The following is a 25373-nucleotide window of genomic DNA, read 5'->3' on the forward strand; positions in this document are numbered from 1 at the left end:
CCGGAGCATACCCGAGAAAGATCTTTAAGCGGCCGCCCTTTGTCTCTTCACGCTCCACTTCCTTGAGAAGGGCATCAGGATCGGGCCTCACCGTCGGATCAAGACTGTCGTCCTTTTTCACCTGCATTAAACCTCACCCACAATAGCGCTCCTTCTATTCCCTGTTGTCGAAACCGACTATAATTTTTCATGCATAGTCCATTCTATCATAATCGACAAAAATATGCGTTTTAAATGAGCCTTTGGTGAACGCTATATCTTGGATCAAGCTCTCACGGGAACGGCTATGACCTTTACAGCCCTGAGCGAGAGGGGGAGGCTCCGACAGCTTCGTTACTGGGGGATATGACGTGAGCCCCAGTCTCAGGCGTAGCATGCGTCTCGCATAAGCGAGACCGAGGGGGAGGCTCCGACAGCTTGGCTTACGGAGGGGGCGACGCGAGCCCCAGTAGATTGCGCTGGTCGCAAAAAATATGTTATAAAACACCATGTTCGCAGACTCCCATTGCCATCTGGAAATGGAATCCTACGATGAGGACCGGGGCGACGTCATTAAGCAGTCTGTGCGGGAAGGCCTTCACTATATGCTTACCGTAGGCACGGAGGAAGCCTACTTCAACAAAGTCATCGAAATAATCGACGGCTTTCCGATGGTCTACGGCGCGCTCGGAATCCACCCCCACAACAGCAATGCCTACGGTCCCGATGTAGCGGATAAGATAAGGCATCTGGCCGCGCATCCAAAAATAGTGGCCTACGGGGAAATAGGCCTCGATTACTTCAAGAACCATTCTCCGCGGGAAGCACAGATCAAAGCATTCAGGCAACAACTGGAGCTGGCGCAAACACTTGGCCTGCCCATCATTGTCCATTCTCGTGATGCGAGAGAGGAAACCTATGCAATTCTCAAAGAGGCGAGCGCGAATGAGTGCGGCGGAGTGATCCACTGTTATTCGTACGATCTTGATTATGTGAAAAAGTTTCTCCACCTGGGTTTTTATATTTCCATACCGGGGACCATAACGTATACCAAAGCGCAGGAGCTCCAAAAAGTCGTTCAATACGTGCCTGACGACAGATTGCTCGCCGAGACCGACGCCCCTTTTCTCACACCCAGTCCCCACAGGGGCAAGCGAAACGTTCCTTCATACGTAAAGCTCACTATCGAAAAGATAGCCTTTCTGCGAGGCAAAGATTTAGAGGAACTCGGAACGGTTATGTGCCATAATTTTGAAAAGCTCTTTCTGAAAACACCGAAAGGAAAGAGAGCATGAAACCGGCACTTATCATCGTCGACATGCTCGAGGGTAACTTAAGCGGCGAAAAGAAGGGCGAGCGGGAAGAAGAGAAGATCGTACCCCGTGTGAGGGCCACGCTTAAGCGATGTCGCGACCTCTCAATACCCGTGATTTTCGCCTGCGACAGCTTCCTCGAGGGAGATTTCATCTTCAAAGGCAGGATGAAGCCCCATGCGATCCGAGGAACCAAGGGGTCCCGACCGCTCTCCGATCTGGAAGTTGAGCCCACAGACATTATTCTGGAAAAAAGAAGGTTCAGCGCCTTTTTCAAGACAGATCTGGACCAGACGCTCAGGACTCTCGGCGTGGACTGCGTAGCAGTGGGGGGCATTAACACGCATTTTTGCGTGTTGGCGACTGCGTTCGACGCCATCTGCCACGATTTCTACACGATTATTCTGGAAGATGCGAGCGCTGCCTTTAAGAAGGATATTCACGAACACTGTGTCAACGCCTATAGAAACTCTGCCATATATCCTCTCCTCAAGGTCATGAAAGCGGATGACTTCCTCAGGGAGGTCTCGGAGTCGTGAAGGATGCGTAAAAAGAAGAGACCCAATCTCTATCTGCGCCAGTATCGGGAGTTCGAAAACAAACCGCCCCGGGTGCGCAAATCCTTCCTTGCGGCCCTGGTCCTGGTTCTTTTTCTCATCGGGTTAGCCACGGCGTACCTTTACAAGGACTTATGGATGAAGAAACCGCAACAGATCATTACCTTTATGCAGAAGGACACCCTGCTCGTCTATGCGCCCAAGGACGAGGACAGGCTTGTCGAGAGAAAATTTGATATTCGAAATAACATGGCCGATAAGGACAAAGGGGATCTGATTATGAAGAACCTGAAAAACCTTAAGGTCATCCCCGAAGGGGCCATGCTAAAAGACTTTACTGCAGATTCTGACGGCATCATATACGTTAATTTCTCGAGAGCCTTTTTGGAAGCCAAACCATCGGCCATTTCGGAGATCTTGAGGACCTTCTCTATCGTCAACTCTTTTCTCGGAAACTTCAGGAACGCAAAGGGGGTTATGTTACTTATCGACGGACAGCCTGTCTACACACCGTCTGGAGCGATTTACGCGTACAAGCCGTTAGAATTTAATCAAGATTTACTGGAGGACTAAATGATAGACCCTAAAGTCGTCAGAGAAAATATCGGTGTCGTGGAAGAATCACTCAAGAAGAGGGGTACGGCTTTCGACACAGCCCGTGTGACCGCTATCGACGGAAAGAGACGGAGACTGATTCAGGAATCGGAGAAGATGAAGAATGAAAAGAATGCCCTCTCCGATGAAATCGCACGGTCAAGAAAGGCTGGCCAAACTCCTCCGGAAAAGACAGAACACTTAAGGACACTGGGCAAACAGATCAGCGATCTCGACGAACAGTTAAAGGGCGTCGAGAAAGAATGGGAGGATACCCTTCTCATTATTCCTAATATCCCTCATGAGTCCGTTCCCGTAGGCACCACCGATGAAGACAACAAAGTAGTAAGGTACTGGGGCGAAAAGCCATCCTTCGCTTTTGATCCTCTCGCGCATTGGGACCTGGGCGAGGCACTCGACATCCTCGATTTCAAGAGGGCGGCGAAAATTACCGGTTCACGCTTCACACTATACAAATCGTATGGGGCGCTCCTTGAGCGCTCGCTCATCAATTTCATGCTTGATCTTCATGTACGGAAACACGGATATACGGAGGTCTTACCGCCTTTTATGGTCAACAGAGAAACAATGACAGGGACGGGCCAACTGCCGAAATTCGAGGAAGAACTCTTTCACCTCGAGGGTGTCGATTATTTCCTGATTCCTACGGCAGAGGTCCCGGTTACAAATATCCACAGCAACGAAATCGTGAAGGAGGAAGAGCTACCCATAAAGTACGTGGCCTATACCCCTTGTTTCAGAAAGGAAGCAGGCGCGCATGGCAAAGATACTCGCGGACTCACCCGGCAACACCAATTCAACAAGGTGGAACTCGTCAAATTTGCTAACCCGGATAACTCCTACGATGAACTTGAGGGGCTTCTCCTCGATGCCGAAGACGTGCTCAAGAACCTCAACATTCATTACCGGGTTTCCCTCTTATGCACCGGTGATCTCGGATTCTCCTCGGCAAAGACGTACGATATAGAGGTGTGGCTTCCGGGACAAAATATATACCGGGAGATATCCTCCTGCAGCAATTTCGAGTCGTTCCAGGCCCGCAGAGCAAAGATCCGGTATCGAAAAACAAACGGCAAGGCGGAGTTGCTGCACACACTCAACGGATCGGGTCTTGCCATCGGGAGGACCGTCATGGCCGTCCTCGAGAATTACCAGACCAAAGAAGGCTTCGTTACCGTGCCTGAGGCCCTGCGGCCTTACATGTACGGTATCACACGGATCCCGCCCGTTTAGCGAGCAATTGATCTATGCGTTCGATGATTGCGGGATTCTCATCGATCTCCCTGATGTCAGCGAGCAGTTCATAGGAATTCTCCCCGAGAAAAGCGTGTAAGAATTCTATCGCCTCGGCCCTTAAGCCCGTCTCCTCGCGTTCCTTCAGGGTGTTCATGGCGGCAATGATTGCCTTCTTCTTGCCCGTTCGGCTGATACCTTTGATCAGAAGATCCTTGATCTCCCCGACATTCTCCTTTTTCAACTGGAGCAGAAGCGGATTGATCATATCTTTATCCTGGATATCGGTAATAAGTCCTACCGCTTTTGCCCTTCTTTCAACGTCGCTCATACGCATTAGTTTCAGGATCGGCTGAATATCTATGCCCTTTCCGTCCTTCTTTATCTTCTCAAAAAAACATCCGTAGTCTTTCTGGCGCTCAATAAGGCTCGCCAGGACAATGCCCGCTTCTTCTTTGGTAAAGGCCATGTGTTCCTTCCACTTCTCTATAAGGCTTAAGGCAGCGGCGTCGATGAGCACCCCGTTTAACGAGCTGTTCTTGAGGATCGTCCGGATCGTTCTCTTCTCCTCGAAAGCATCGAGCTTAAGGAAAGTATGGATCGGTTCTTTGAAATAGCGGCTGCTTAACGAATAGTAGGCGCCATCAAGCGTTTCGGTCTTCTTAAGGATATCCTTTTCGGTGAGCGTTTCCATATACCTTGCAATGGTTTCTTGGGGCAGAGCGGTCTCATAGAATATTTCCTCCACGCTATATCGTTCGGTCAGTCCCTGCTGTCCGTCGATGAAGTGGGCCATAATGGATCGGAATTCAAAGCTGTCCCTGAATCCCTGAAACAGATCATCGATCACCCTGGCGGGATCCAGGTTTGCCTGCAAAAGCTCACATTCTATCGGTTTGTAGTGTGGAGTATCGTGTGATCCGACAGATGTCCCGTGAGGGGGCGTGGTCTTAATCTCAAGTAGCAACGGCCCATGTAGCGCGTCGAAAAAACGCTGCCAGCCGAAGAAGGTCTCTTTGTCGCCGCAAATAATCACGTAGATATTCTTCTCTTTGCGGCAAAAATCAAGAAATCTCTCGAATTTTTCTATCTCTTTTGCGTCAATGGACACGAGCCTTTCCACGGAATCGATAACAAAAAAACAGGGTCCCTCTTCCAGGAGTTCTTTGCACGCGGAGACAATATCGAATTCTTGAGGACGGGAGGGCCCCGGCTTCTGCCCGATGGCATTTCTCAACTCCCCTGTCGGATGGGACCACATCTCGCAGTAAAAAACATTACTCACCATGCTCATAAGTTGTGATATGACGAACGATTTGAGTACCGTGGTTTTTCCGACACTCGCGTCCCCGACAATAAGGGCATGCCCGTGATCAAAGAGCCTGTCAATAATGGCGTTTGCTTCTTCCCAGCGTTCAATGGGGGCTTCCTCAAACTCGCTGTATGCGGAGAGCTTAGGCGTGGCAGGAATATTCCTGCCAAAGGAAGAATCGAGGGCAATTTCCCAGACAATCTTTTTGTACTGAAAGCCCATTCTGCCGTTTACCTCGTTTTTGAATCGTACAAACATGTTCTCGACATACCTTCTGGCGTTCTCTATAGCGTGCAGTTCGTAAGGAAATCGGGCGCCATACCTTATGGTGATGACACCTGCATTGGCGTCAAGACCAATGGAGGCCCTGTGCGGTTTCAGTATGATCTGCGGACTCCCGTAGCGTTTGAGGGCCAGATATCTCATATCGGAATAGAACATATCAACGAGCAGGTGAGCAAAATTGAAAAGGTAGGCCAATGTCCTGGGGCTGCGGATGAGCGCTTTGGAACCCTCATCTACAATCTCCCACTCGGAGGGGATCTTCGTTACCGTGTGGGCAAGGACCAAATCATTGATAATCTCGATGGCGCTTTCCGGTATTCTTAGTTTCTTTCCTATTTCATAGTTGAGAAAGATTTGTTTTCCCGGATCATCTATCTGTTCCAAAATCTCTTTGTTAAGGCACCAGTCAACAGTTTTCGTTAATCCAATATCGTGCAGGTAAAGCGCTCCGAGTAGCGCAAATATCTCCCCTGAGAACATCTCTTCGCCGCGCTCCTTGGGGTCAGGGATCAGCTGTTCGAGAACGTCCTTCAGTGTCTCGACGTGGGGCCTGAGAGGCAAATTCGAGCCGGCAAAAACCTCTTGCTCGCAAAGAGCCCTCAGATGGAGAAACCTTTTGTGAAGCTTGAGCTCCCTCTCCTTTTCTCTCAGGACATCTTCGAGCTTAGCTTTCATAATCCTCCGAGATATGTCTTCCGGAAAGATCTGAGCGAATCTACGCGGGCGAGTTCTTGGGCTGAGGAATGGTAAGCTTCGGGTGATATTTCAACGGAGCTTTCTTCTCCAGAGGAAGATAAGGGGGCTAGCCACAAAAATCGAGGAGTAAGTTCCGATAAGCACCCCGATGAGGAGAGCTAACGAGAAATCAAAAAGTACCCTGCCCCCAAGGACGAGAAGGGCCGCGATAACCAGCACCACAGTCATGGAGGTAATGATCGTTCTGCTCAAAACCTCGTTGATACTGTTATTGATAACATCTCCCAGATCTGACTTGGCTTTCATCTTGGCCATGTTCTCGCGGATCCTGTCATATACGACCACCGTGTCCGTCAATGAATAGCCGGCTATGGTCAGAAGCGCCGTAATAAAAAGGATATTCATCTCTCTGCCCAGCACGAAAAACAGCCCGAGCATGACGAGAACATCATGGAAGGTGGCGATGGTGGCGGCAACGCCGAAAACAAAGTTGAACCTCAAGGCGATATATATGATGATGCCTATGAGCGACAGAATGACGGCAACGATAGCCGATCTCTTAAGCGTCTTTCCCACGGCCGGACCGACCATATTGCTGCTTAAGACCTCATATTTTTTGTCCTGAAGGCTATTGCTGAATACCCGTTGAATCTTGTCAACAACCTTTTCTTTTTCCGTGTCGCTAATCTTCGTCTTAATGAAGAATTGATTCGTACCACTCACCTGCTGTATCTGAACATCATGGATGCCATTATTTGTCAGCACGCTTCTCAGCTCCCCGATGTTCACAGATTGGTTGAAATTGATAAGGAGGTTTGCACCGCCGGTAAAATCTTCACTCAGGTTCGCTTTACCCATAGATACCATGATAAAGCCGATAATACCGAGCAAGACGAGTATCGCCGAAAAGATAAACATCTTGTTTCTCATGCCGATAAAATCTATCTTTGTGCCTTTTATGATTTCCCGAAATTCCATCAGATGCTTAAACTCCTTGGCTTGTATTTTACGACAATCCAGTCAAAGATCAGCTTCGATCCGAAGACGGCAGTAAAGAGGTTGATAACGATGCCGATACCCAGTGTCAGGGCAAACCCCTGTATGGGTCCGGTGCCGAAGGTAAACAGAACGACCGTGGTGATGAGGGTCGTGACGTGCGCGTCAATGATCGTAAGCCAGGCCCTGGAGTACCCGGCATCGATAGCAGCCCTCACGGTTTTACCGAGACGCAACTCCTCCCTGATCCTCTCAAAGATGATGACGTTCGTGTCTACGCCGATGCCCATGGTGAGGATAATGCCGGCAATACCGGGCAGTGTGAGGGTAAAGTTGAAAATGTTGAACACACCGAGGAGATAAATAAGGTTGAGGAACAGGGCTATGTCTGCAACAATGCCTGATAGCTTGTAATAATAGATCATAAATAGAACCACGAGAACGGCGCCAAGGATGGCAGCCTGCATGCCCATCCTGATGGAATCCTGGCCTAAGGCCGGTCCGATGGTGAGGTTATGTACCACCTTCACAGGCGCCGGAAGCGCACCGTTTCTGAGGACATTGGCAAGGTCCGTGGCCTCATCGACGGTAAAATTACCAGTGATCTGGGCCTTGCCTCCGGATATTCTCGTTCGAATCACCGGGGCTGAATAGACCACATTGTCGAGAACGATGGCGAGCCGCTTGTCGATATTCGCGGCGGTGATTTTATCAAAACGATCCGCGCCTTCCTGATTGAACTCGATGCCCACCGCAATCTCGCTCCCTAAGCCGCCACGGCCCGATCCGTATTGTACCCGGGCATCCGTCAAAAGATCGCCCGTCAGATCGGCCTGCTTTTTCACGAGGATTGGTGATGTTGTAGCAACCCCGGTCTCCCGGTTCTTGCGTCTCTCCATGAGCAGCTCGTCGCCTTCGGGTACCTGGCCCGCCGCGGCTCTCGACATATTTTCTTCGTCGACCAGTTTAAACTCGAGCTGTGCTGTCCTTCCTATTAACTCAAGAGCCCTCTGAGGGTCTTTGACGCCCGGCAGCTGAACGACTATCTGGTTCGCCCCCTGCTGGACGATAACGGGTTCGGAGACGCCGAACTGGTCTATCCTATTCCGTATGGTTTCAAGGGCCTGGTGCACCGCGTTGTCCTTTATGGTAGACAGTTCTTTCTCTGGCAGCAGAAATTCAAGCTGAATCGTGTCTCCTTCAGTTTTTGACGTCCCCGCCTTCAGCTCGGAGAATCTGTTTCCTATAAGGTTATAAAGCTTTTCCTTCTGGTCCTGTCTCACAGTGATGAGCACCGAGTATTCCTTCTTGTCGAGGGCAAGGAAACGAATTCCCTCGGCAATCATCGCGTCTTTTAGGGCATTAAATTTCCGATCTACCATATTCTCCATGAGCTTTTCCATGTCAAGCTCGAGCAACAAATCCATGCCACCTTTCAGATCAAGTCCCAAGCGAATCTTACTCGACGGCAGATATTTCTTCATTTGGCCCTGCGGTTCGTACACGTTAGGCAGGAGAAAAACGGCGAAGACGATCAAAAACACAAGAATAAGTATGAATCTCAGCTTCAACGACTTAAACACACGCCACCCTCATTGAGTGAATTGGATAAAACATAGCAAAAATACATTGATATGAGCGGTTTTGTCAAGAAAAATATCTCCCGGCAAGCCTTTCAAAAGTCTTATTTCACACGGACTTAATACGAGACGGGTGCGTTCTCGTTCAATTATCCAAAGGTTAGCCGTCAAGGACCTCGCGCACTTTCCGCAAGAGCGTGTGTGAGATGATCGGTTTTGCGATGAAGTGGATACCCTCTTCGAAGACACCCTTTTTATGGATAATATCTGCCGTATAGCCGCTCATGAATATCGTTTTGATGTCGGGTCGTATCCCCGTGATTTCTTCCTGGACCATCTTGCCATTTTTTTTGGGCATGATCACATCAAGTACCGCCAGGGATATTTCCCCCTCCTTTTGTCGGAACTTGGCAACCGCGTCTTCTCCATCGCACGCTTCGATCACGTGATACCCGTATTCCTCCAGGATATCTCTCGTCAACTCTCTCACGTGCGGATCGTCTTCTGCAACAAGGATAGTCTCTTGCCCCCCGCGGATTTCTTGGACAGGAGAATCAGCCCGCTTATCGTCGGAGGGCCTCTTGAGAGGAAAATAGATTTTGAAGAGGGTCCCTTTGCCGGGCTCACTCACCACATCTATCAGACCCTGATGCTGTCTTACGATACCGTACACGATGGATAGTCCGAGACCGGTGCCCTTTCCCACCTCTTTTGTAGTGAAGAAAGGTTCGAAGATCTTCCTCGAGGTGTCCTTGTCCATTCCTGAGCCCGTGTCGGACACGGTGAGCAGGGCATATTTACGCGGCTTACTGTTGTAGAGTTTGGCCGGGTCTCCTTCGAGTGTTGCGATTTCGGTCCTTATCGTGAGAATGCCTCCGTCGGGCATAGCGTCCCGCGCGTTGGCAGCGAGATTCATGAGAACCTGGCTCAGCTGGCCGGAGTCGGCGAAAATCATTACAGCGGACTGATTGAATGCTGTCACCAGTTCAATATCTTCCCCGATGAGTCTCCTCAAGAGTTTTTCCACGTTCCGTATGGTATCGTTGAGGTCGATGATCTTTGGTGCAAGCACCTGTTTGCGGCCAAAGGCGAGGAGCCCCTGTGTGAGATGGGTGGCCCTCTCTGCCGAACTCATGATCGATTCGACATACTCCTTGAGCGGGCTTTCCGGATCCATCTTCATCTGCAGCATGCCGCTGTAACCGATAACGGTGGTGAGAATATTATTGAAATCATGCGCGATGCCGCCTGCAAGCTGGCCTATGGCCTCCATCTTCTGGGATTGCCTCAGCTGTTCCTCGAGGTCCTTTCGGTCATCGATATCGAGGATCGATAGAACGCTCTTCTTTGTGCCTGGAATCAACGCTACCGTCAGATAGACATCTTTTGTTACGCCTGATTTGTCGACAAACCGTGCTTCATACTGCTTGGGCGCGGCGAGTGGATTGATACGCCTCAAATAATGGTATTCTTTCATTTGTTCGGCATACGCCTTATCGAAGAACTCAATCCAGGATTTCTTCTTCTCTATATCCTGAAGGGAGTAGCCCGACAGTTTTTCAAATTCCGTATTGGCAAGGGATATTGTGGTATCGTCTTCTACGATAATGCTCGCGTTGCCTGTGTTCTCGAAGATAGTTCGGTACATGTCCTCCGATTCCCTGAGCGCCCTCTCCGCTGATTCGCGTTTTACAAGCTCCTGCTGCAAATGTCTGTTTATCTCGCTCAACTCTTCGGTCCGCTTTTCGACGAGCTTTTCCAGGTGTCTCCGATAGTCCTTCAACTCTCCGTCTCTCTCCTGCATTTTTTTGAGCATCTCGTTGAAACCCTGCGCCAGGTAACCGGTTTCGTCTTTGTTGCGCGCCACGGCTCGTAAGGCATAATCTTCTTTCTTCGAGATGACGCCCATGAGAGATGTGAGCTCCAAAAGCGGCTCCGTTACTATCTTCTGCAACCTGGATGACAAGAGGTAGCTTATCAGCAAAGAGAGTGCCATGACGGCGCACAGCATCACTCCGTGCCGAAAAACCGTGAAATAGAACTTGTTCAGGTCATAAACCATGTACACCGCGCCGATGGGTTTCTCATCCGAAACAATGTTCTGGAATATGGCCAGATGCCGTATGCCGAAATGATAGCCTTGCTCCCCCGAAGCGCCAGCCTGTGGCAATGGCTTATAATCGCCTCGCTGGTAGTGCGCAAATACCCTCCCCTCAACATCGTAGACGGCGGCATACATGATATGAGGCATGAAATTTAAATGACCCAGGGTTTCTTCCATCCCTTGCCTGTCGTGGGTGACGAGCGCCCCGGCGCTACTCTTTCCCACGGTATCCGCAATCCCCTTAAGCTCCTGCATAAGGACTGCTTTGGAAGAGAACACTTCATTTACAATAAATACAATACCGGCAAGAAAAAGCCCTGAAGCCGTAGTGAGAACGCACAGCAGAATCAACTTCTTTTTGATGGGTATGTTTCGAAAGAAACCAACGATCTCCAACCTTACCTCCACACCATTTGCATGTTGGTGCCTAATGGTGGACGCGATTGTTCGTCATTCAAGAACCATGCGCAAAGGCCGTTATGCCGCAAATCTCATTTCAGGCTCTGTACCGTCTGTTAGTGCATCCAAATTTGCTGGACTCCCTGACATTGTATAGTATATGATACATTATTTCTAATCAATTGTATTATAATTAGTGAATTACGATTGTTACCGATATGGACAAAGGGCAGGTACAAGCGCGGATCGAAGAGTTGAGAAAGACTCTGGAATATCATAATTACCGCTATTACGTGCTTGATGACCCACAAGTCTCCGACGCAGAGTACGACCGCCTCCTCAAGGACCTCACAGATCTCGAGATGAAATACCCTGAATTCTTCGACAGTAACTCTCCCACCCAGAGAGTGGGTGCAACACCGCTCGATGAGTTTTCCACCGTTACACACACAGTTCCCATGCTGAGCCTCCAAAACGCTATGACTGTTCAAGAAATAGTCGATTTCGATAAGCGGGTAAAAAAGCTCCTCAAAACCGACTTGATTGAGTATGTCATAGAGGTGAAGATAGACGGGCTTGCCGTCGAGCTTGTCTATGTTAACGGCTTGTTCGCCCTCGGCTCAACCAGAGGCGACGGATACGTAGGTGAAGACGTCACACAAAACCTGAAAACCATACGCTCGATTCCTACGCGCCTTCTTGCCCAGGGACACGTGCCTGTGCCCGAGCGCCTCGAAGTTCGAGGAGAAGTGTATATGGGAAAAAAGGAGTTTATCGCCCTCAACGAGACCCGAGCGGAATCCGGCGAGCCGCTCTTCGCAAACCCAAGAAATGCTGCGAGCGGCTCCATCCGACAATTGGACCCTAGGATTACGTCAGACAGAAAGCTCAACATCTTCTGCTATGCGCCGGGTCAGATTATAGGGGCAAATCCCAAAACTCAGTTTCAGTTTCTCCAGTATCTGAAGGCGTGGGGCTTCAGGGTCAACCCTCTGGCCAAACTCTGCGAAAACATGGGTGAGGTCATAGATCACTATCATTATATCGAAGGCATGCGGGACCGGATCCCTTACGAGATTGACGGCACTGTTATCAAAGTAAACAATATTGAGGAACAGAATAAACTCGGTGCGGTCTCCCGATCTCCGCGGTGGGCCGTAGCCTTCAAGTTCGAGGCCCGTGAAGCGTTGAGCGTGATCGATGATATCATGGTGAGCGTCGGTAGGACGGGCGCGCTCACCCCTGTGGCCGTGCTCACTCCGGCGGCTATCGGGGGTGTAGAAGTTTCACGGGCAACACTCCATAATGAAGACGAAATCAGGCGAAAGGATGTCCGGATAGGTGATACGGTCGTCGTCACGAGGGCAGGAGATGTTATCCCGGAGGTGGTGAGGGTCGTGAAGGACAAGCGGTCCGGCTCAGAAAAGCCTTTCGTCATGCCCCGCACGTGTCCTGTCTGTCATGAGGCCATCGTGAGACCGGAAGGTGAAGCCATCTGGCGCTGCGTGAATATCAACTGTCCTGCCCAGATAAAAGGCAGAATAGAACATTTTGCTTCCAAAAGGGCCATGGACATTGATGGACTGGGAACCAAGCTTATTGAGCAGCTCGTTGACAAACGGATCATTCAGGATGTGTCCGACCTCTACTATTTGGAAAAGAAAGACTTGAGTGCCCTGGAAAGGATGGCCGAAAAATCAGCACAAAACATCATGGAGGCCATCGATGCCTCCAGAAACAGGTCCTTTGCACGATTCGTTTACGCGCTGGGTATCAGAAACGTGGGTGAGCATGTTGCCGCTCTCCTGGCTGAACGATACAAGGACATCTATACGCTCATGGAGACAGATATGGATGCCCTTCTCACTGTGAGGGAAATAGGACCTGAAGTGGCAGGAAGCATTGTCAGCTTCTTCAAGGACAAAAAGAACAGAAAGACCATCGAGCGTATCTTTGCCGCGGGTGTTGTACTTGAATACAAAGAAAAAGGTTCCACCAAACTCGCCGGGCTCACCTTCGTCTTCACAGGTTCTCTAAAAAGCATGTCGAGGGATCAGGCGAGAGGCGCGGTGGAAGTGCTCGGAGCGCAAACCGCCTCATCGGTAAGCAGGAATGTGGATTACGTCGTTGCCGGAGAGGAAGCCGGTTCGAAATTAGACAAAGCGCGGGCACTCGGAATCAAAGTAATAGACGAAGACAGATTTCTCTTAATCGTCGGGAGAACCCATGAAACATAAATCGCCCGTAAATCAGCCCATCGCTATAATAGGCGGTACCTCTTTCATGGAATCTCCCCTTTTTTCGTCCTGGAACGTAAGACGGATAAAGACCGTTCATGGCTTGGTCGAGATTAGAGAAGAAAAAGACGTGATCTTTCTCCAAAGGCACACGGCGAGGCCTGTGCCCCCCCATATGATCAACCATAAGGCCAACATCCGCGCCCTGAAGGATTTGGCAGTACGAAAGGTCGTGGCAATAAACTCAGTGGGAAGCCTCAGGATTTCCTTAAAACCGGGGATGTTCATCATTCCCGACGATTTCATTGCAATCTGGAAGATACCAACGTTTTTTGACCGAGAAATGCATTTCATCGTGCCGACAATGGATCAGGATCTCAGGATATCACTCGCCAATTTATTGAGAGAGCACCGTATAAAGGTTCGCTCCGGAGGTGTCTACATTGAGACCTTAGGACCCCGACTTGAGACAAAAGCCGAGATAGCGTTGCTCAAACCTTATGGCCACGTCGTCGGTATGACCATGGCGTCGGAGGCAACGCTCTGCATGGAATATGGGATACCGTACGCAAGTCTCTGTTGTGTCGATAACTACTGCAACGGAATTCTTCGGGTCCCGCTCACTATGGAACAGATAAGAGAGAACGTGCGGAAGAATGTCAAAACCATTGAAATCGTGATTGAGTCGCTCGTCACCAGGGGCATATCGTGAAAATACTCATTAAAGATGTTCTCCTCGGAGAAACTACAACGAACATTTTCATCAACAACGGCCTTATTGAAGAGATCGATCCCGGCTGCATGCGCAGGGCCGATAAAGTGATAAATGGAAGAAACAAGGCTGCCCTTCCCTCTCTCATCAACGGTCATACACATGCGGCCATGACTCTTTTCAGGGGCTACGCAGACGACATGCCTCTTAAGAGATGGCTCGAAGAAAAGATTTGGCCCCTGGAGGCAAAGCTCACTGAAGAAGACGTTTACTGGGGCGCAAAACTCGCATGCCTTGAAATGATCAAGAATGGTATCACCTCATTCAACGATATGTACTGGCACTGGGAAGCAACGGCTCAGGCGGCCTGCGATATGGGGATACGGGGATTTGTAAGCGCCGTTTTCATCGACATGTTTGACGAGAAGAAGAGTGACGAGCAGCTAGAGGAGAATACACGGCTCTTTGAGCTTTCAGACAAATACAGGCCTAACGTCACGTTCACATTCGGTCCCCATGCTATCTACACCGTTTCAAAGAAAAGCCTTGAATGGATGAGAGATTTCTCTAAGCAGAGGGACATTCTCATTCATATGCACCTCATGGAAACACAGCAGGAAATAGACTTCTCCATACAGAAGTACGGGGTCACGCCCGTCGAGTTCCTTCGTGACATAGACCTGCTTTCAGATCGCTACATAGGCTGTCACGGATGTATGCTCACCGCTTCAGACGCGTCCATCCTGAAAAAGACGGATGCAAAGCTCGTGCATGTTCCTGTCTCTAACCTGAAACTCTCGGTGGACAGTATCTTTCCCCACACCCTCATGGAATCGAATGATATCCCTTACTGCTTCGGCACGGATGGCTGCGCCTCGAACAATCATCTCGATCTTATCGAGACGATGAAGTTCTCATCCCTTCTTGCAAAGTTTCTTTCCCATGATCCCACCATGCTTCCCGCAAGGCGGACGTTTGATCTTGCCACCGGGATCGCGGCCAGGATCTTTCATCTCGGTGAATGGCAGATTGAGGTCGGCAAAAGCCCCGACATTGTCCTTGTCGATATTGCGGGGCCCGAGTTCGTTCCCAACTTCGACATCTACTCCGATATTGTCTACGCGTCAAACGGCTCTATTGTGGACACGGTGATCTGCATGGGAGAAGTCATCATGGAAGAGAGATATATAGCGGCCGAAGAAGAGATCAAAGCGAAGGTGAAAACTCTCGCGAGGGCGCTCGTCACAAGATGAGGTTTATCTGTGATATTACCCTCGGAAGACTCGCCAAACGTTTGCGTATGCTTGGCTTCGACACGATCTCGTTTACGAAAGCAGAGGACACGCTCGAGCCATACAGGAAATTGGCAGACCCCCCTCTTCTACTGACAAAAAGGACGAAACCCATTGCCTATCAACCGGTGGTCTTCGTGAGATCAAATGACACGGAAGCACAGCTCAAAGAAATCGGACACCTGATACGGCCTGTACTTGACCGCGCCCGTTTCATGACGAGATGCCTCGCATGCAATACCCTTCTTCAGGCCGCGTCCAAAGAAGCTATCGAAGGGCTCATCCCCGAGTATACCTATCATCATCACAGCCGATTCAAAACATGTCCTCATTGCAAAAAGGTCTATTGGGAAGGCACTCATACGGAAGCGATGAGGAGTATCACGGAGGTTTTCCTGGCCGATACCGGGGATGAGCAGGGAAAGAAACGATGAGACGCGCCAAACCAAGCAGAGTGCGAGTCGTGAGATTTCCTTTCGAGGAAATGATAGATATACTTCAAAGACTCTTCCCCGAAGATGTGCCTGCGGTGACGAGTATATCCCGGAAATCGAAGAAAGACCCGTTCCTCGTACTGGTCGGCACGCTCTTAAGCCTCAGGACAAAGGATGAACTCACGGAGAAGGTGATGGCAAGACTTCTAAAGCGGGCAAAGACTCCTCAAGATATCATGAGTATGCCCGAAAAGGAACTTGCGGCACTTATTTACCCTGTAGGCTTCTACCGGAACAAATCTCGGACCTTGAAAGAGGTTTCCCGGATGGTAGCGGAAAAATACGGCGGACACGTCCCTGATTCAATCGATGAACTCCTGACCATGAAGGGCGTGGGGAGGAAGACGGCCAACCTCGTGGTCACCGAGGGGTTCGGCAAGCCGGGCATTTGCGTGGACACACATGTTCACAGGATCTCAAACAGACTGGGGTTCATATCAACCAGGAACCCGCATGAAACTGAGGACGCTTTAAGACAGATACTGCCGCGGAAATACTGGATCGTATACAATACCCTGCTTGTAACCTTTGGAAAGCGCATCTGTCGTCCCATATCGCCCTTCTGTAGTACCTGTCCGCTCTCCCACATGTGCAGGAAAATGGGCGTAGAAAAACACAGGTGAAATTGGTTCTTGTGTGAACACTCAGCGGGCAAAATATCAAGACTCTTTTCGATCATGGTTTTTTGCCTTTACAATACGCGCTTTTTCTGGTAATTTTGCTAATCGTATGGGAAAATTGAGAATCCTTCTCATCTCTTTGCTTATTATTGCGTGCCCGGCAAGCATTTTCGCCCTTGATGCCGACAGGATATTTAAAATCGAGATTGCCGGTAACGAGAGGATTGACACCGGCTTTGTCCTCAATGCCGTAAAATCGAAAGAAAACGAAGCGTATAATGCGGATAAAGTCAAAGAGGACATGAAAAACATCTACAAGACCGGTTTCTTCAGTGACGTACAGATCGATGTAAAGGATACCGACAAAGGAAAGATCGTCACCTTCGTGGTGATCGAAAGGCCACCCATCAAGGCAATTTATATATCAGGAAACAAAAAGATTAAGACCTCGGATCTGGTAGAAAAACTGAAGATAAGGACAAATACCGTTCTCAACACGGATAGAATCAAAGAGAGCATCGACGAGCTCAAAAAATTCTATGCCAGTAAAGGTTACTACGCCACCGCTATTAACTATGAAATCGATTACGGCGAGGAGTACAACGCTACCGTCACGATCACTGTTGACGAACCCAGTCAGGCCCACGTAAAAAAGATCGTCTTTGTTGGCAATAAGGCGTTTAAGCCGAGTGTTCTCAAAAGGTACATGCGCACAAAAGAAAAAGGGCTTTTCTCGTGGATAACCGGTTCAGGCATCCTCGACGAGGATAACCTTGAAGAAGACCGGAAGAATGTTGAGGCCTTTTATAACGATAACGGGTACGTGAGAGCCAACATAGGCGTGCCTGATATTGCCGTTTCTAAAGATGGCAAGTCTATCACCATTACATTAGGCGTGCAAGAAGGAGACATCTATAAGAACGGGACCATAGATTTCGCCGGCGATCTGATGTTTCCCAAGGATGAGCTTACGGGCAAATTGAAAAGTAAAACAGGGAATATTTTTCGATCGAGCCTCTATCATGAGGATGTTCTCACCCTCACCGATCTATATCAGGACAAGGGCTATGCCTTCTGTGATGTAGCTCCTCTTAACGTCATTGATGACAAGACAAAGACGGTAAATATGGTTTTCAACATATCCAAGGGGACGGAGGTTTACTTTAACCGGATCAATATCATTGGCAATGCCAAGACACGGGATAAGGTCATACGAAGGGAGCTGAAGTTTGCCGAAGGGGACAGGTTCTCCTCGTCAAGCCTCAAAGAAAGCAAAAGGAAGCTCACCAACACGACCTACTTCAAAGACATTGACATGAAACTCATCAAGACCGAGGACCCCGCCAAGGCCAATATGGATATTTCTGTGGAAGAGCGCCCAACAGGAACGTTGAGCGTGGGAGTGGGTTATAGCACCGCAGAAAATGCCTTCGTGACCGGTACTATTTCCCAGGAAAACCTCCTTGGAACCGGAAGGAACTTATCTCTGGAGGCTTCTTTAGGCAGCATAACGCATGAATTCAGGATTTCGTACCTGGAGCCTTATATTTTCGACAAGAACCTCCACGCGGGCGCGAGCGCCTTTAACTTTACGAGAATCTTCGACACTTATGATTATAAACGGCAGGGCGGCAGCCTCTCACTTACCCGCCCTCTTACGGACTTTGTAAAGACGACCGTACAATATAGGCTGGAAAATGTGGACGTCTATAACGTAGAAGATGATGCAAGCGCGTACGTCCAGAACCAGTCGGGATCGAGCGTCACGAGCGCCGTCTCCCTCACGTTGGCAAGAAATACCATCGATAATGTCATGAACCCCACGAAGGGCTCCCATTCAGCCATTACGGTCGAGTACGCTGGCGGACCGCTCCTCGGCGATAACAAGTTCGTATCCGTGGTCGGATATGCGGGCAAGTACTTCCCTGTATCGTTTTTGGACAGCGCCTTCTTCATCAAAGCCACCGCAGGCACGATAAGACAGTACAGTGGGGTGAGTGTGCCGATTTTTGAGAAATTCTTCATCGGAGGCCTCAATTCCATACGAGGGTTCAAGTACGGAGAGGCTGGACCTACGGACACGAACGGTGAAGTGATAGGTGGCATTAATGAGGCCTTCTGCAACCTGGAATGGATATTCCCCATTTTCAAACCGGCCGGGTTAAAAGGGGTCATCTTTTTCGATGCCGGAGACGGCTTCGACACCCTGGACAGTTTTTCTCTGAAGACAACGGGGGGGTTCGGTATACGCTGGTTCTCGCCCATGGGGCCTATTCGACTCGAGCTCGGATTCAATCTGAACCCTAAAGAAGATGAGAGAAAGAACGCATTCGAGTTTACCATCGGTACACAATATTAGCAAGGAGGCAGCATGAAGTATTTTGTCGCAAGTTTTTTCGTTCTCGGAGTACTGTTGGCGCCGCACATTTCACATGGGCAGACCATGAACATCGTATATGCGGATTTGCAGAAGATAATGCTCGAGTCCAACCAGGGCAAAGAGATTCAAACCACCCTCAAGGCTGAAGCGGACAAGCTAAAAAAGGACCTCGATACAAAACAGGACGAGCTGCAAAAACTCAAAGACGCCATTGAAAAGCAGGCAGCCACGATCACCCCTGAGGCACGAGCAGACAAAGAAAAACAGTATCAGGCCAAATTGAAGGATTACCAGAGATTGGCCGGCGATTATCAGACCGAGTTACAGCAAAAGGATCAGGAATACACGCAGAAAATCTTGAAAGAAATCGAAACAATTGTCAAAAACCTGGGAGAGAAAGAGAAATACACACTCATCCTCGAAAAGAACCAGGCCGGGATACTCTTCGCTTCGCCGACGATCGATATTACGGACAAGGTCATCGCCCTCTTCAATGAAGCAGGGAAAAAGCAACAGCCAACATCCAAGAAATGATCCCCCTCAAGAAGATTGCCTCTTACCTGCACGGTCATTTGATTGGTAATGGCGAGATCGAGGTCAGTGGCATCTCAGGCATAAAGGATGCGAGAGCTGGAGAGATCACATTTCTTGCGCATGCCCGTTACAAGAAATTTCTCGCAAGCTGCAAAGCATCGGCAATTATTGTCGGAAAAGAATTTCCTCCCGGGGGCCTCGCAAATGTCAACCTTATTGTGGTAGAGCGGCCGGAACTTGCCTATATAAAGGCGGCGGAGCTTTTCGCACAACCGAGAGGGATGGAAGCCGGCGTCAGCAGGCTCGCTTTCGTATCAGGTGAGGCCAGGATAGCAGATGGTGTCTCTGTCGCCCCCTATGCTTTTGTGGACGAAAACGCCGTTATTCAGTCGGGTACCGTAATCTACCCATTTTGTTGTGTAGGCAAGAACGTGACAATCGATGAGGGCTGCACGCTTTATCCGCACGTAACCATTTACCCTGACGTAAAAATCGGCAAAAACGTCGTTGTACACAGCGGAACTGTCATCGGCAGTGACGGTTTTGGATATGTATGGGACGGACAAGAGCACCGAAAGATCCCTCATCTGGGAACGGTCGTCATCGAAGACAACGTGGAGATAGGGGCAAATGTGACCATAGACAGGGGATCGCTGGGCACAACCCGTATCGGAAGAGGCACGAAAATAGATAACCTTGTGCAGATTGCCCACAATGTTTCCATCGGTGAGAATTCTATAATCGTTTCTCAGGTGGGAATTTCCGGCAGCGCCACCATAGGAAAGAATGTTGTCCTGGCCGGTCAGGCCGGCATCGCCGATCATGTTACAGTCGGTGACAACGTTATGGCGGGGGGACGGGCCGGTATTACCGGGGACGTGCCATCCAATGCTATTATTTCAGGCACACCCCATATGCCCCACAGAGAATGGCTGAAACTGAATAGCTACCTCAAGAGATTGCCCCTTCTTTTTGAGAAGATGAAGAAGATGGAAGAGAAACTGCACCTGGAGGACGGGAATGATTGATATAAACGAAATAATGAAACTCCTCCCCCACAAATATCCCTTTCTTCTCGTGGACCGGATAGTGGAATTGGAGCCGGCAAAAAGGATCGTAGGCATCAAGAATGTGACCTACAATGAACCGTTCTTCCCCGGTCATTTTCCCACAAGGCCCATTATGCCGGGCGTGCTTATTCTCGAAGCCATAGCGCAAACGGGCGGTGTACTGGCGTTTACGTCTTTTCCCGGGATGGAGGGGTCGGTTTTCTTTACCGGCATAGACGACGCTCGTTTCCGGAAACCGGTTATCCCAGGGGACCAGTTGAAGCTTGTTGCGGAAGTCGTAAAACATAGGCGTGAAATATGGGTATTCGACGGAAAAGCGCTTGTGGACGATGATATAGTGGCTGAGGCGCGCATCATGGCCATGCTCAAAACGAACAAGGAGTAGAAACGGTGTTACATCACACGGCAGTAATAGACAGTCAGGCGCGGATCGATGAGGATGTTGACATAGGACCTTACTGTACCATCGATGGACCGGTCATCATCAAGAGGGGCACAAAGCTTATCAGCCATGTGGTGGTTCAGGGCGCCACAACGATCGGCGAGAACTGCACGGTAAGCCCTTTCGCCTCTATCGGAGGGGCGCCTCAAGATATCACATACATGGGAGAAGAGACGCAGGTAGTCATCGGACACAACAATACCATTAAAGAATACGTTACGATAAACAGGGGTACCGTGCATGGCGGGGGCACGACTAAGGTAGGCGATCATAACCTGATCATGGCATACGCGCACATAGCTCATGACTGTGCCCTGGGCAACCATGTGATCATGACAAACGGCGCAACCCTGGGCGGCCACGTACAGGTGGCCGACTTCGCCACAATCAGCGCATTTTGCGCCATACATCAGTTCTGCAGAATCGGACAGTACGCCTTCGTGAGTGGACTCACCGGCATTCCCAACGATGTCCCGCCTTTCGTTATTGCAGCGGGAGGAGCGGGCAACCGCGCCAAACTCTATGGGCTCAACGTTGTGGGTTTGGAACGTCACGGTTTCAAGAAAGAAGAAATATCACAGCTCAAGAAGGCTTACAAGCTGCTCTTCAGATCCGCCCTTCCCTTGAGCACATCCCTGAAAATCATCCAGGAAGAGATTCGGAGTGAACACATTGAAACACTCATCGACTTTATGAAAACATCAAAAAGGGGTGTATGTCGCTAAAAGTCGCTCTGGTCGGCCTCGGCCATATGGGGAAGATTCATTTCAATAAGCTCCTCACCATTGATGGCGTCGAGGTATCCGCGATCGCTGATACGAATACCGCTCTTGCCGGCGAGACCGCACACAGGATGGGATTTAAACTCTATGAGCGATGGCAGGACACAATCCCTTTGTGCCAGGCGGCAATCATCGCTACGCCTACGGAAACACATCACACTATCGGCAAGGCCTTTCTTAATGCGGGCAAACACGTTTTCATGGAGAAGCCTATTGCGGTGAATACGGCTCAGGCGCAGGAGCTCATAGACAGCGCGGCTGCCCATAATCTTGTATTCCAGATTGGCCACCTCGAACGGTTCAACCCCGCTTTCTCTCATGGCCGTCGTTTTGTTGAAAAGCCGATCCTTATCGAATCGACCCGAACGAGTCCATTCACCGGAAGATCGACCGACGTGGATGTGGTCCTTGATCTCATGATCCATGATCTCGATCTGTTGCTTTCCCTCGTGCCTGATGAGATCGGCGAAGTTCACGCGCAGGGCCTCTGTTTTATGACGGATAAGCTTGACGCGGTGAATGTAAGGATCGAGTTTTCGGGTGGCTGCATCGCAAACCTGATGGCAAGCAGAATCTCCTCCAGGAAAGAACGCATGTTGACAATATACGAAGAAGGCAAGTCTCTCTCCATAGATCTGCTCCAGGGGAAATGCACAAGTTTGGTGAAAAACCAAACGGGCTCAGTCGATACATCAGAATACGCCGCCTCGCGGCTTGACCCGGTTGAGGACGAATTGCTCGAGTTCATCGGTTCCATCCGGGACAAAAAAACCCCGAGCATCACCGGCATCGATGGATTAAAAGCCCTCGCGCTTGCCACAAGAATCAAAGAACACATCGCAGGGAAGAAGCGTGTCCCGATCATTCGATAATGAGATTGTTCTTATTACCGGTGAACTTTCCGGAGAGTTACACGCGGCGAACCTCGTAGGGCGCTTCAAGGGCCACCCTGAATTCACATTCAGCGCGGTCGGGGGCAAAAGGCTTGCTCAAGCGGGTGCCCGTCTTATCTGCGATTACCGGGATATTTCCCTCACCGGAGTCAGCGAAATATTCTCCAGGCTTCCCCATATTCTCAGGGCTTTCAGTGTGGTAAAGAAGTATATCCGGCAAAACAAACCTGCTCTGGTCGTCCTCGTGGATTTCCCCGGATTCAATCTGAGGATAGCCCGCTTCGCCAAGAGAAGCGGCATCCCCGTTGTATACTTCATTCCGCCCCAGATATGGGCGTGGAGAAAAAATCGTATCCGTGTTATCAAGAAATATGTGGATAGAGTGATCTGTATTCTCCCCTTCGAAAAGAGGCTCTATGATTCATACGGCATCGACGCCCTCTATGTGGGACACCCCTTCATCGATACGGTTCGGCCTTCCCTCTCAAGAGACGAGTTTCTCAAGGTCATTGGAAAAAATGAGGGCAACCCCGTTATCACGATCATGCCCGGAAGCAGGGAAAACGAGATCAAGAAACACCTGCCCGTACTGATCGACACAGTAAACATCATGAAAAAGAACCTTCCCGAAATGATCACGGTCCTGCCTTTAGCTGAAAATATACAGGAAGAGATGCTCGCGCCCTTCAAAGAGGGCCTCAACAAAATAGTGTTGGTCAAAAACCATGCGTACGACGCACTGGCTCACTGCGATGCCGCTATTGTGGCATCAGGGAGTGTCACGCTGGAAGCCGCAATACTTAAGGCCCCTACAATCGTTATCTACCGGATTTCTCCTCTTTCCTACTTCATCGCGAAGATGCTCGTGAAAACAGACTTCATCAGCCTTCCCAATATTATCGCCGAAAGAGAAGTTTTTCCAGAATTCATCCAGGACCTAGACCCCGAAAAGATTGCGGAAAGGGCTTTATATATGGTACATAATGGGAAACAGGAGATAAGAAAAGGTATTGAGGGGATCACAGGAGAGCTTAATAAACACAATGCTTATGAAAATGCCAGAGACGGAATCGTCGAGTTTCTAGAGGAGAGATATGGCGCTCTATCGCAGACTCCTTGAGTTTCTCAAACCCTACTGGGCAAAACTTGCCGTGGCCATGGCCTGTATGGCTGTGTATTCAGGCAAAAGTCCGCTCCAGGCATACATAGTGAAGTATGTCGTAGATGATGTCTTTGTGAACAAAAATGCGAAGATGCTCTACCTTATGCCGCTCGTTGTTATTCTTCTATTCCTGATAAGCGGTTTCTTTTATTATCTTCAAGCGTATTTCATGGGATATGTGGGTCAGAGGGTAGTCACGGATATCAGAAACCTCGTCTTCGCCAATCTCCAGAAACAACCCCTTTCTTTCTTTGACAAGACCCCGACAGGCCAGAGTATCTCGAGGATCATGAACGATGTAGGACTTATCCAGGGCACCGTATCAGACTCAGTGACGGCGATCCTCGTAGACGTGTTCAGTATCGTGGGTCTTATCGGCGTTGTTTTTTACCGTGACTGGAAACTTGCAACAATCGCGTTCATCGTGCTTCCTTTCGCTATTTACCCCATCGTTTCATTCGGAAAAAAATTAAGAAAAGTCGGAATCAATACGCAGAAATCGGCGGCCCGCCTCACGAGCTTTCTCCATGAGACGATCACGGGCCAGCGCATCGTCAAGGCGTTCTCCATGGAAACGTATGAAAACGGACGGTTCAATGGAGAAAACGAACAGATGTTTCGTATTATCATGAAACGAACAAAGCTTCGCGCCCTGTCTCATCCGATCATGGAAATCATCGGCGGTATCGCCGTCGCCGTCGTGATCTTGTATGGAGGAGGCGAAGTCATAGCCGGCCATTCAACGCCCGGTGACTTCATGTCTTTTACGGCAGCGCTTCTTTTCCTTTACGAACCTGTCAAGAGATTAAACAAAGAAAACCACAACGTCCAGCAGGGCCTCGCCGCGGCCCAGAGGGTCTTTGAGATAATCGATAGAAAGCCGGAAATAGAAGACAAACCGGGGGCCGCCGAACTCGAAAATATTGACGGCGTCATCGAGTTTAAGAACGTGTCCTTCAAATACGATGAGAAGATGGTGCTCAAGAATATCAATCTGAGGATTGATAAGAATGAAGTTGTGGCCCTTGTTGGGGAAAGCGGGGTGGGCAAAACCACACTTGCCAATCTCATACCAAGATTTTACGATACGACTCAAGGCGGCATTGAAATAGACGGATTTGACGTACGCAACGTATCATTGAACTCGTTGAGGAGAAATATCGCGCTCGTCACCCAGGACGTTATCCTCTTTAACGATTCAATCAGAAACAATATCGCTTACGGCGTGACTCCTGAAGAGGATAGGCTCGTGCATGCCGCCTCCATGGCCTTTGCCCACGAATTCATCGTCAAGTTTGCCAGAGGCTACGAGACAGTGGTTGGAGAGAAGGGGGTCAGGCTTTCGGGCGGACAGAAGCAGAGGATTGCCATCGCGCGGGCCCTTTATAAGAACGCGCCTGTCCTGATCCTCGACGAGGCCACAAGCTCTCTCGACGCCGTGTCCGAGATCGAGGTTCAGAAAGCGCTGGAGAACCTTATGAAAGGACGAACCACGATCATCATTGCACACAGGCTCTCAACCATTATGAACGCCAACAGGATCGTGGTCCTCGAAAAAGGCATGATCGCTCAGGTGGGCACCCACAAGAGCCTTATCGAGGCCGATGGCCCGTATAAAAGACTCTATGAATTGCAGTTTAAAGAAGGCTCACAGAAGAAGATTATTCAAATCAGGAACAAATAGCC

Annotated in this window: 21 protein-coding genes; 17 read left to right on the forward strand and 4 right to left on the reverse strand. The window is 49.7% G+C overall.

Translation table 11 applies throughout. The annotated features are described in order from the left end of the window. The first annotated feature begins 488 nt into the window (after positions 1 to 488). Genes VMT62_04110 through serS form a run of 4 tightly spaced genes read left to right on the forward strand, consistent with a single transcriptional unit; the run spans position 489 to position 3697 of the window. A complete protein-coding gene (locus VMT62_04110; protein HVN95591.1) occupies positions 489 to 1274 on the forward strand; it encodes a TatD family hydrolase in 786 nt (261 codons plus the stop codon). Next, a complete protein-coding gene (locus VMT62_04115; protein ID HVN95592.1) occupies positions 1271 to 1831 on the forward strand; it encodes an isochorismatase family cysteine hydrolase in 561 nt (186 codons plus the stop codon). The genes VMT62_04110 and VMT62_04115 overlap by 4 nt, the downstream gene beginning before the upstream one ends. 3 nt (positions 1832 to 1834) lie before the next feature. Next, positions 1835 to 2422: a GerMN domain-containing protein gene (locus tag VMT62_04120; GenBank protein ID HVN95593.1), complete on the forward strand. Its 588-nt coding sequence runs from the start codon at positions 1835 to 1837 to the stop codon at positions 2420 to 2422. Next, positions 2423 to 3697 carry a serine--tRNA ligase gene (gene serS / locus VMT62_04125; GenBank protein ID HVN95594.1) on the forward strand — a complete coding sequence of 425 codons (1275 nt, stop codon included), beginning with the start codon at positions 2423 to 2425 and terminating at the stop codon, positions 3695 to 3697. It begins immediately after the preceding gene. Here the strand turns inward: serS and VMT62_04130 are convergent. The 4 genes from VMT62_04130 to VMT62_04145 all read right to left on the reverse strand — a co-directional run bounded on the left by VMT62_04130 (position 3675) and on the right by VMT62_04145 (position 11066). Then, entirely contained in the window at positions 3675 to 5969 is a 2295-nt protein-coding gene (locus VMT62_04130; protein HVN95595.1) for an ATP-binding protein, read from the reverse strand. The two genes, serS and VMT62_04130, sit on opposite strands and share 23 nt — an antisense overlap. A gap of 90 nt (positions 5970 to 6059) precedes the next feature. Next, positions 6060 to 6968: a protein translocase subunit SecF gene (gene secF / locus VMT62_04135; protein ID HVN95596.1), complete on the reverse strand. Its 909-nt coding sequence runs from the start codon at positions 6966 to 6968 to the stop codon at positions 6060 to 6062. Continuing rightward, entirely contained in the window at positions 6968 to 8569 is a 1602-nt protein-coding gene (secD, locus tag VMT62_04140; GenBank protein HVN95597.1) for a protein translocase subunit SecD, read from the reverse strand. Before secD ends, secF begins: the two co-directional genes overlap by 1 nt. 157 nt (positions 8570 to 8726) lie before the next feature. Further along, a complete protein-coding gene (locus tag VMT62_04145) occupies positions 8727 to 11066 on the reverse strand; it encodes an ATP-binding protein (protein HVN95598.1) in 2340 nt (779 codons plus the stop codon). Between the two features lie 221 nt (positions 11067 to 11287). On the opposite strand from VMT62_04145, the gene ligA reads away from it, so the two are divergent. The 13 genes from ligA to VMT62_04210 all read left to right on the forward strand — a co-directional run bounded on the left by ligA (position 11288) and on the right by VMT62_04210 (position 25371). Then, positions 11288 to 13306, forward strand: a complete 2019-nt coding sequence (gene ligA, locus VMT62_04150; GenBank protein ID HVN95599.1) for an NAD-dependent DNA ligase LigA — start codon at positions 11288 to 11290, stop codon at positions 13304 to 13306. Further along, positions 13296 to 14018 carry an MTAP family purine nucleoside phosphorylase gene (locus VMT62_04155; GenBank protein HVN95600.1) on the forward strand — a complete coding sequence of 241 codons (723 nt, stop codon included), beginning with the start codon at positions 13296 to 13298 and terminating at the stop codon, positions 14016 to 14018. The genes ligA and VMT62_04155 overlap by 11 nt, the downstream gene beginning before the upstream one ends. Then, positions 14015 to 15271 (forward strand): amidohydrolase, encoded by a 1257-nt coding sequence (locus tag VMT62_04160; GenBank protein HVN95601.1) that lies wholly within the window; start codon positions 14015 to 14017, stop codon positions 15269 to 15271. The genes VMT62_04155 and VMT62_04160 overlap by 4 nt, the downstream gene beginning before the upstream one ends. Continuing rightward, positions 15268 to 15744, forward strand: coding sequence for a Mut7-C RNAse domain-containing protein (locus VMT62_04165; GenBank protein HVN95602.1), 477 nt, complete (start codon positions 15268 to 15270; stop codon positions 15742 to 15744). Before VMT62_04160 ends, VMT62_04165 begins: the two co-directional genes overlap by 4 nt. Before the next feature lie 50 nt (positions 15745 to 15794). After that, the gene (gene nth / locus VMT62_04170; GenBank protein ID HVN95603.1) at positions 15795 to 16427 is read left to right on the forward strand and encodes an endonuclease III; all 633 of its coding nucleotides are present in this window, start codon (positions 15795 to 15797) and stop codon (positions 16425 to 16427) included. Positions 16428 to 16533: 106 nt separating this feature from the next. Then, the gene (gene bamA, locus VMT62_04175; GenBank protein ID HVN95604.1) at positions 16534 to 18783 is read left to right on the forward strand and encodes an outer membrane protein assembly factor BamA; all 2250 of its coding nucleotides are present in this window, start codon (positions 16534 to 16536) and stop codon (positions 18781 to 18783) included. A 12-nt stretch (positions 18784 to 18795) separates the two neighbouring features. Then, positions 18796 to 19338 (forward strand): OmpH family outer membrane protein, encoded by a 543-nt coding sequence (locus VMT62_04180; protein HVN95605.1) that lies wholly within the window; start codon positions 18796 to 18798, stop codon positions 19336 to 19338. Next, the gene (lpxD, locus tag VMT62_04185) at positions 19335 to 20366 is read left to right on the forward strand and encodes a UDP-3-O-(3-hydroxymyristoyl)glucosamine N-acyltransferase (GenBank protein HVN95606.1); all 1032 of its coding nucleotides are present in this window, start codon (positions 19335 to 19337) and stop codon (positions 20364 to 20366) included. The genes VMT62_04180 and lpxD overlap by 4 nt, the downstream gene beginning before the upstream one ends. Continuing rightward, complete coding sequence (gene fabZ / locus VMT62_04190) at positions 20359 to 20793, forward strand: 3-hydroxyacyl-ACP dehydratase FabZ (protein HVN95607.1); 435 nt, start codon at positions 20359 to 20361, stop codon at positions 20791 to 20793. Before lpxD ends, fabZ begins: the two co-directional genes overlap by 8 nt. 5 nt (positions 20794 to 20798) lie before the next feature. Continuing rightward, positions 20799 to 21575: an acyl-ACP--UDP-N-acetylglucosamine O-acyltransferase gene (gene lpxA / locus VMT62_04195; protein ID HVN95608.1), complete on the forward strand. Its 777-nt coding sequence runs from the start codon at positions 20799 to 20801 to the stop codon at positions 21573 to 21575. Then, positions 21566 to 22504, forward strand: a complete 939-nt coding sequence (locus VMT62_04200; GenBank protein ID HVN95609.1) for a Gfo/Idh/MocA family oxidoreductase — start codon at positions 21566 to 21568, stop codon at positions 22502 to 22504. Before lpxA ends, VMT62_04200 begins: the two co-directional genes overlap by 10 nt. Further along, entirely contained in the window at positions 22485 to 23645 is a 1161-nt protein-coding gene (gene lpxB / locus VMT62_04205; GenBank protein HVN95610.1) for a lipid-A-disaccharide synthase, read from the forward strand. The genes VMT62_04200 and lpxB overlap by 20 nt, the downstream gene beginning before the upstream one ends. Beyond that, positions 23620 to 25371 carry an ABC transporter transmembrane domain-containing protein gene (locus VMT62_04210; protein HVN95611.1) on the forward strand — a complete coding sequence of 584 codons (1752 nt, stop codon included), beginning with the start codon at positions 23620 to 23622 and terminating at the stop codon, positions 25369 to 25371. The genes lpxB and VMT62_04210 overlap by 26 nt, the downstream gene beginning before the upstream one ends. The last annotated feature ends 2 nt before the right edge of the window (positions 25372 to 25373 follow it).

The sequence above is a fragment of the Syntrophorhabdaceae bacterium genome, assembly GCA_035541755.1.
In the GTDB taxonomy this organism is placed as follows: domain Bacteria; phylum Desulfobacterota; class Syntrophorhabdia; order Syntrophorhabdales; family Syntrophorhabdaceae; genus PNOF01.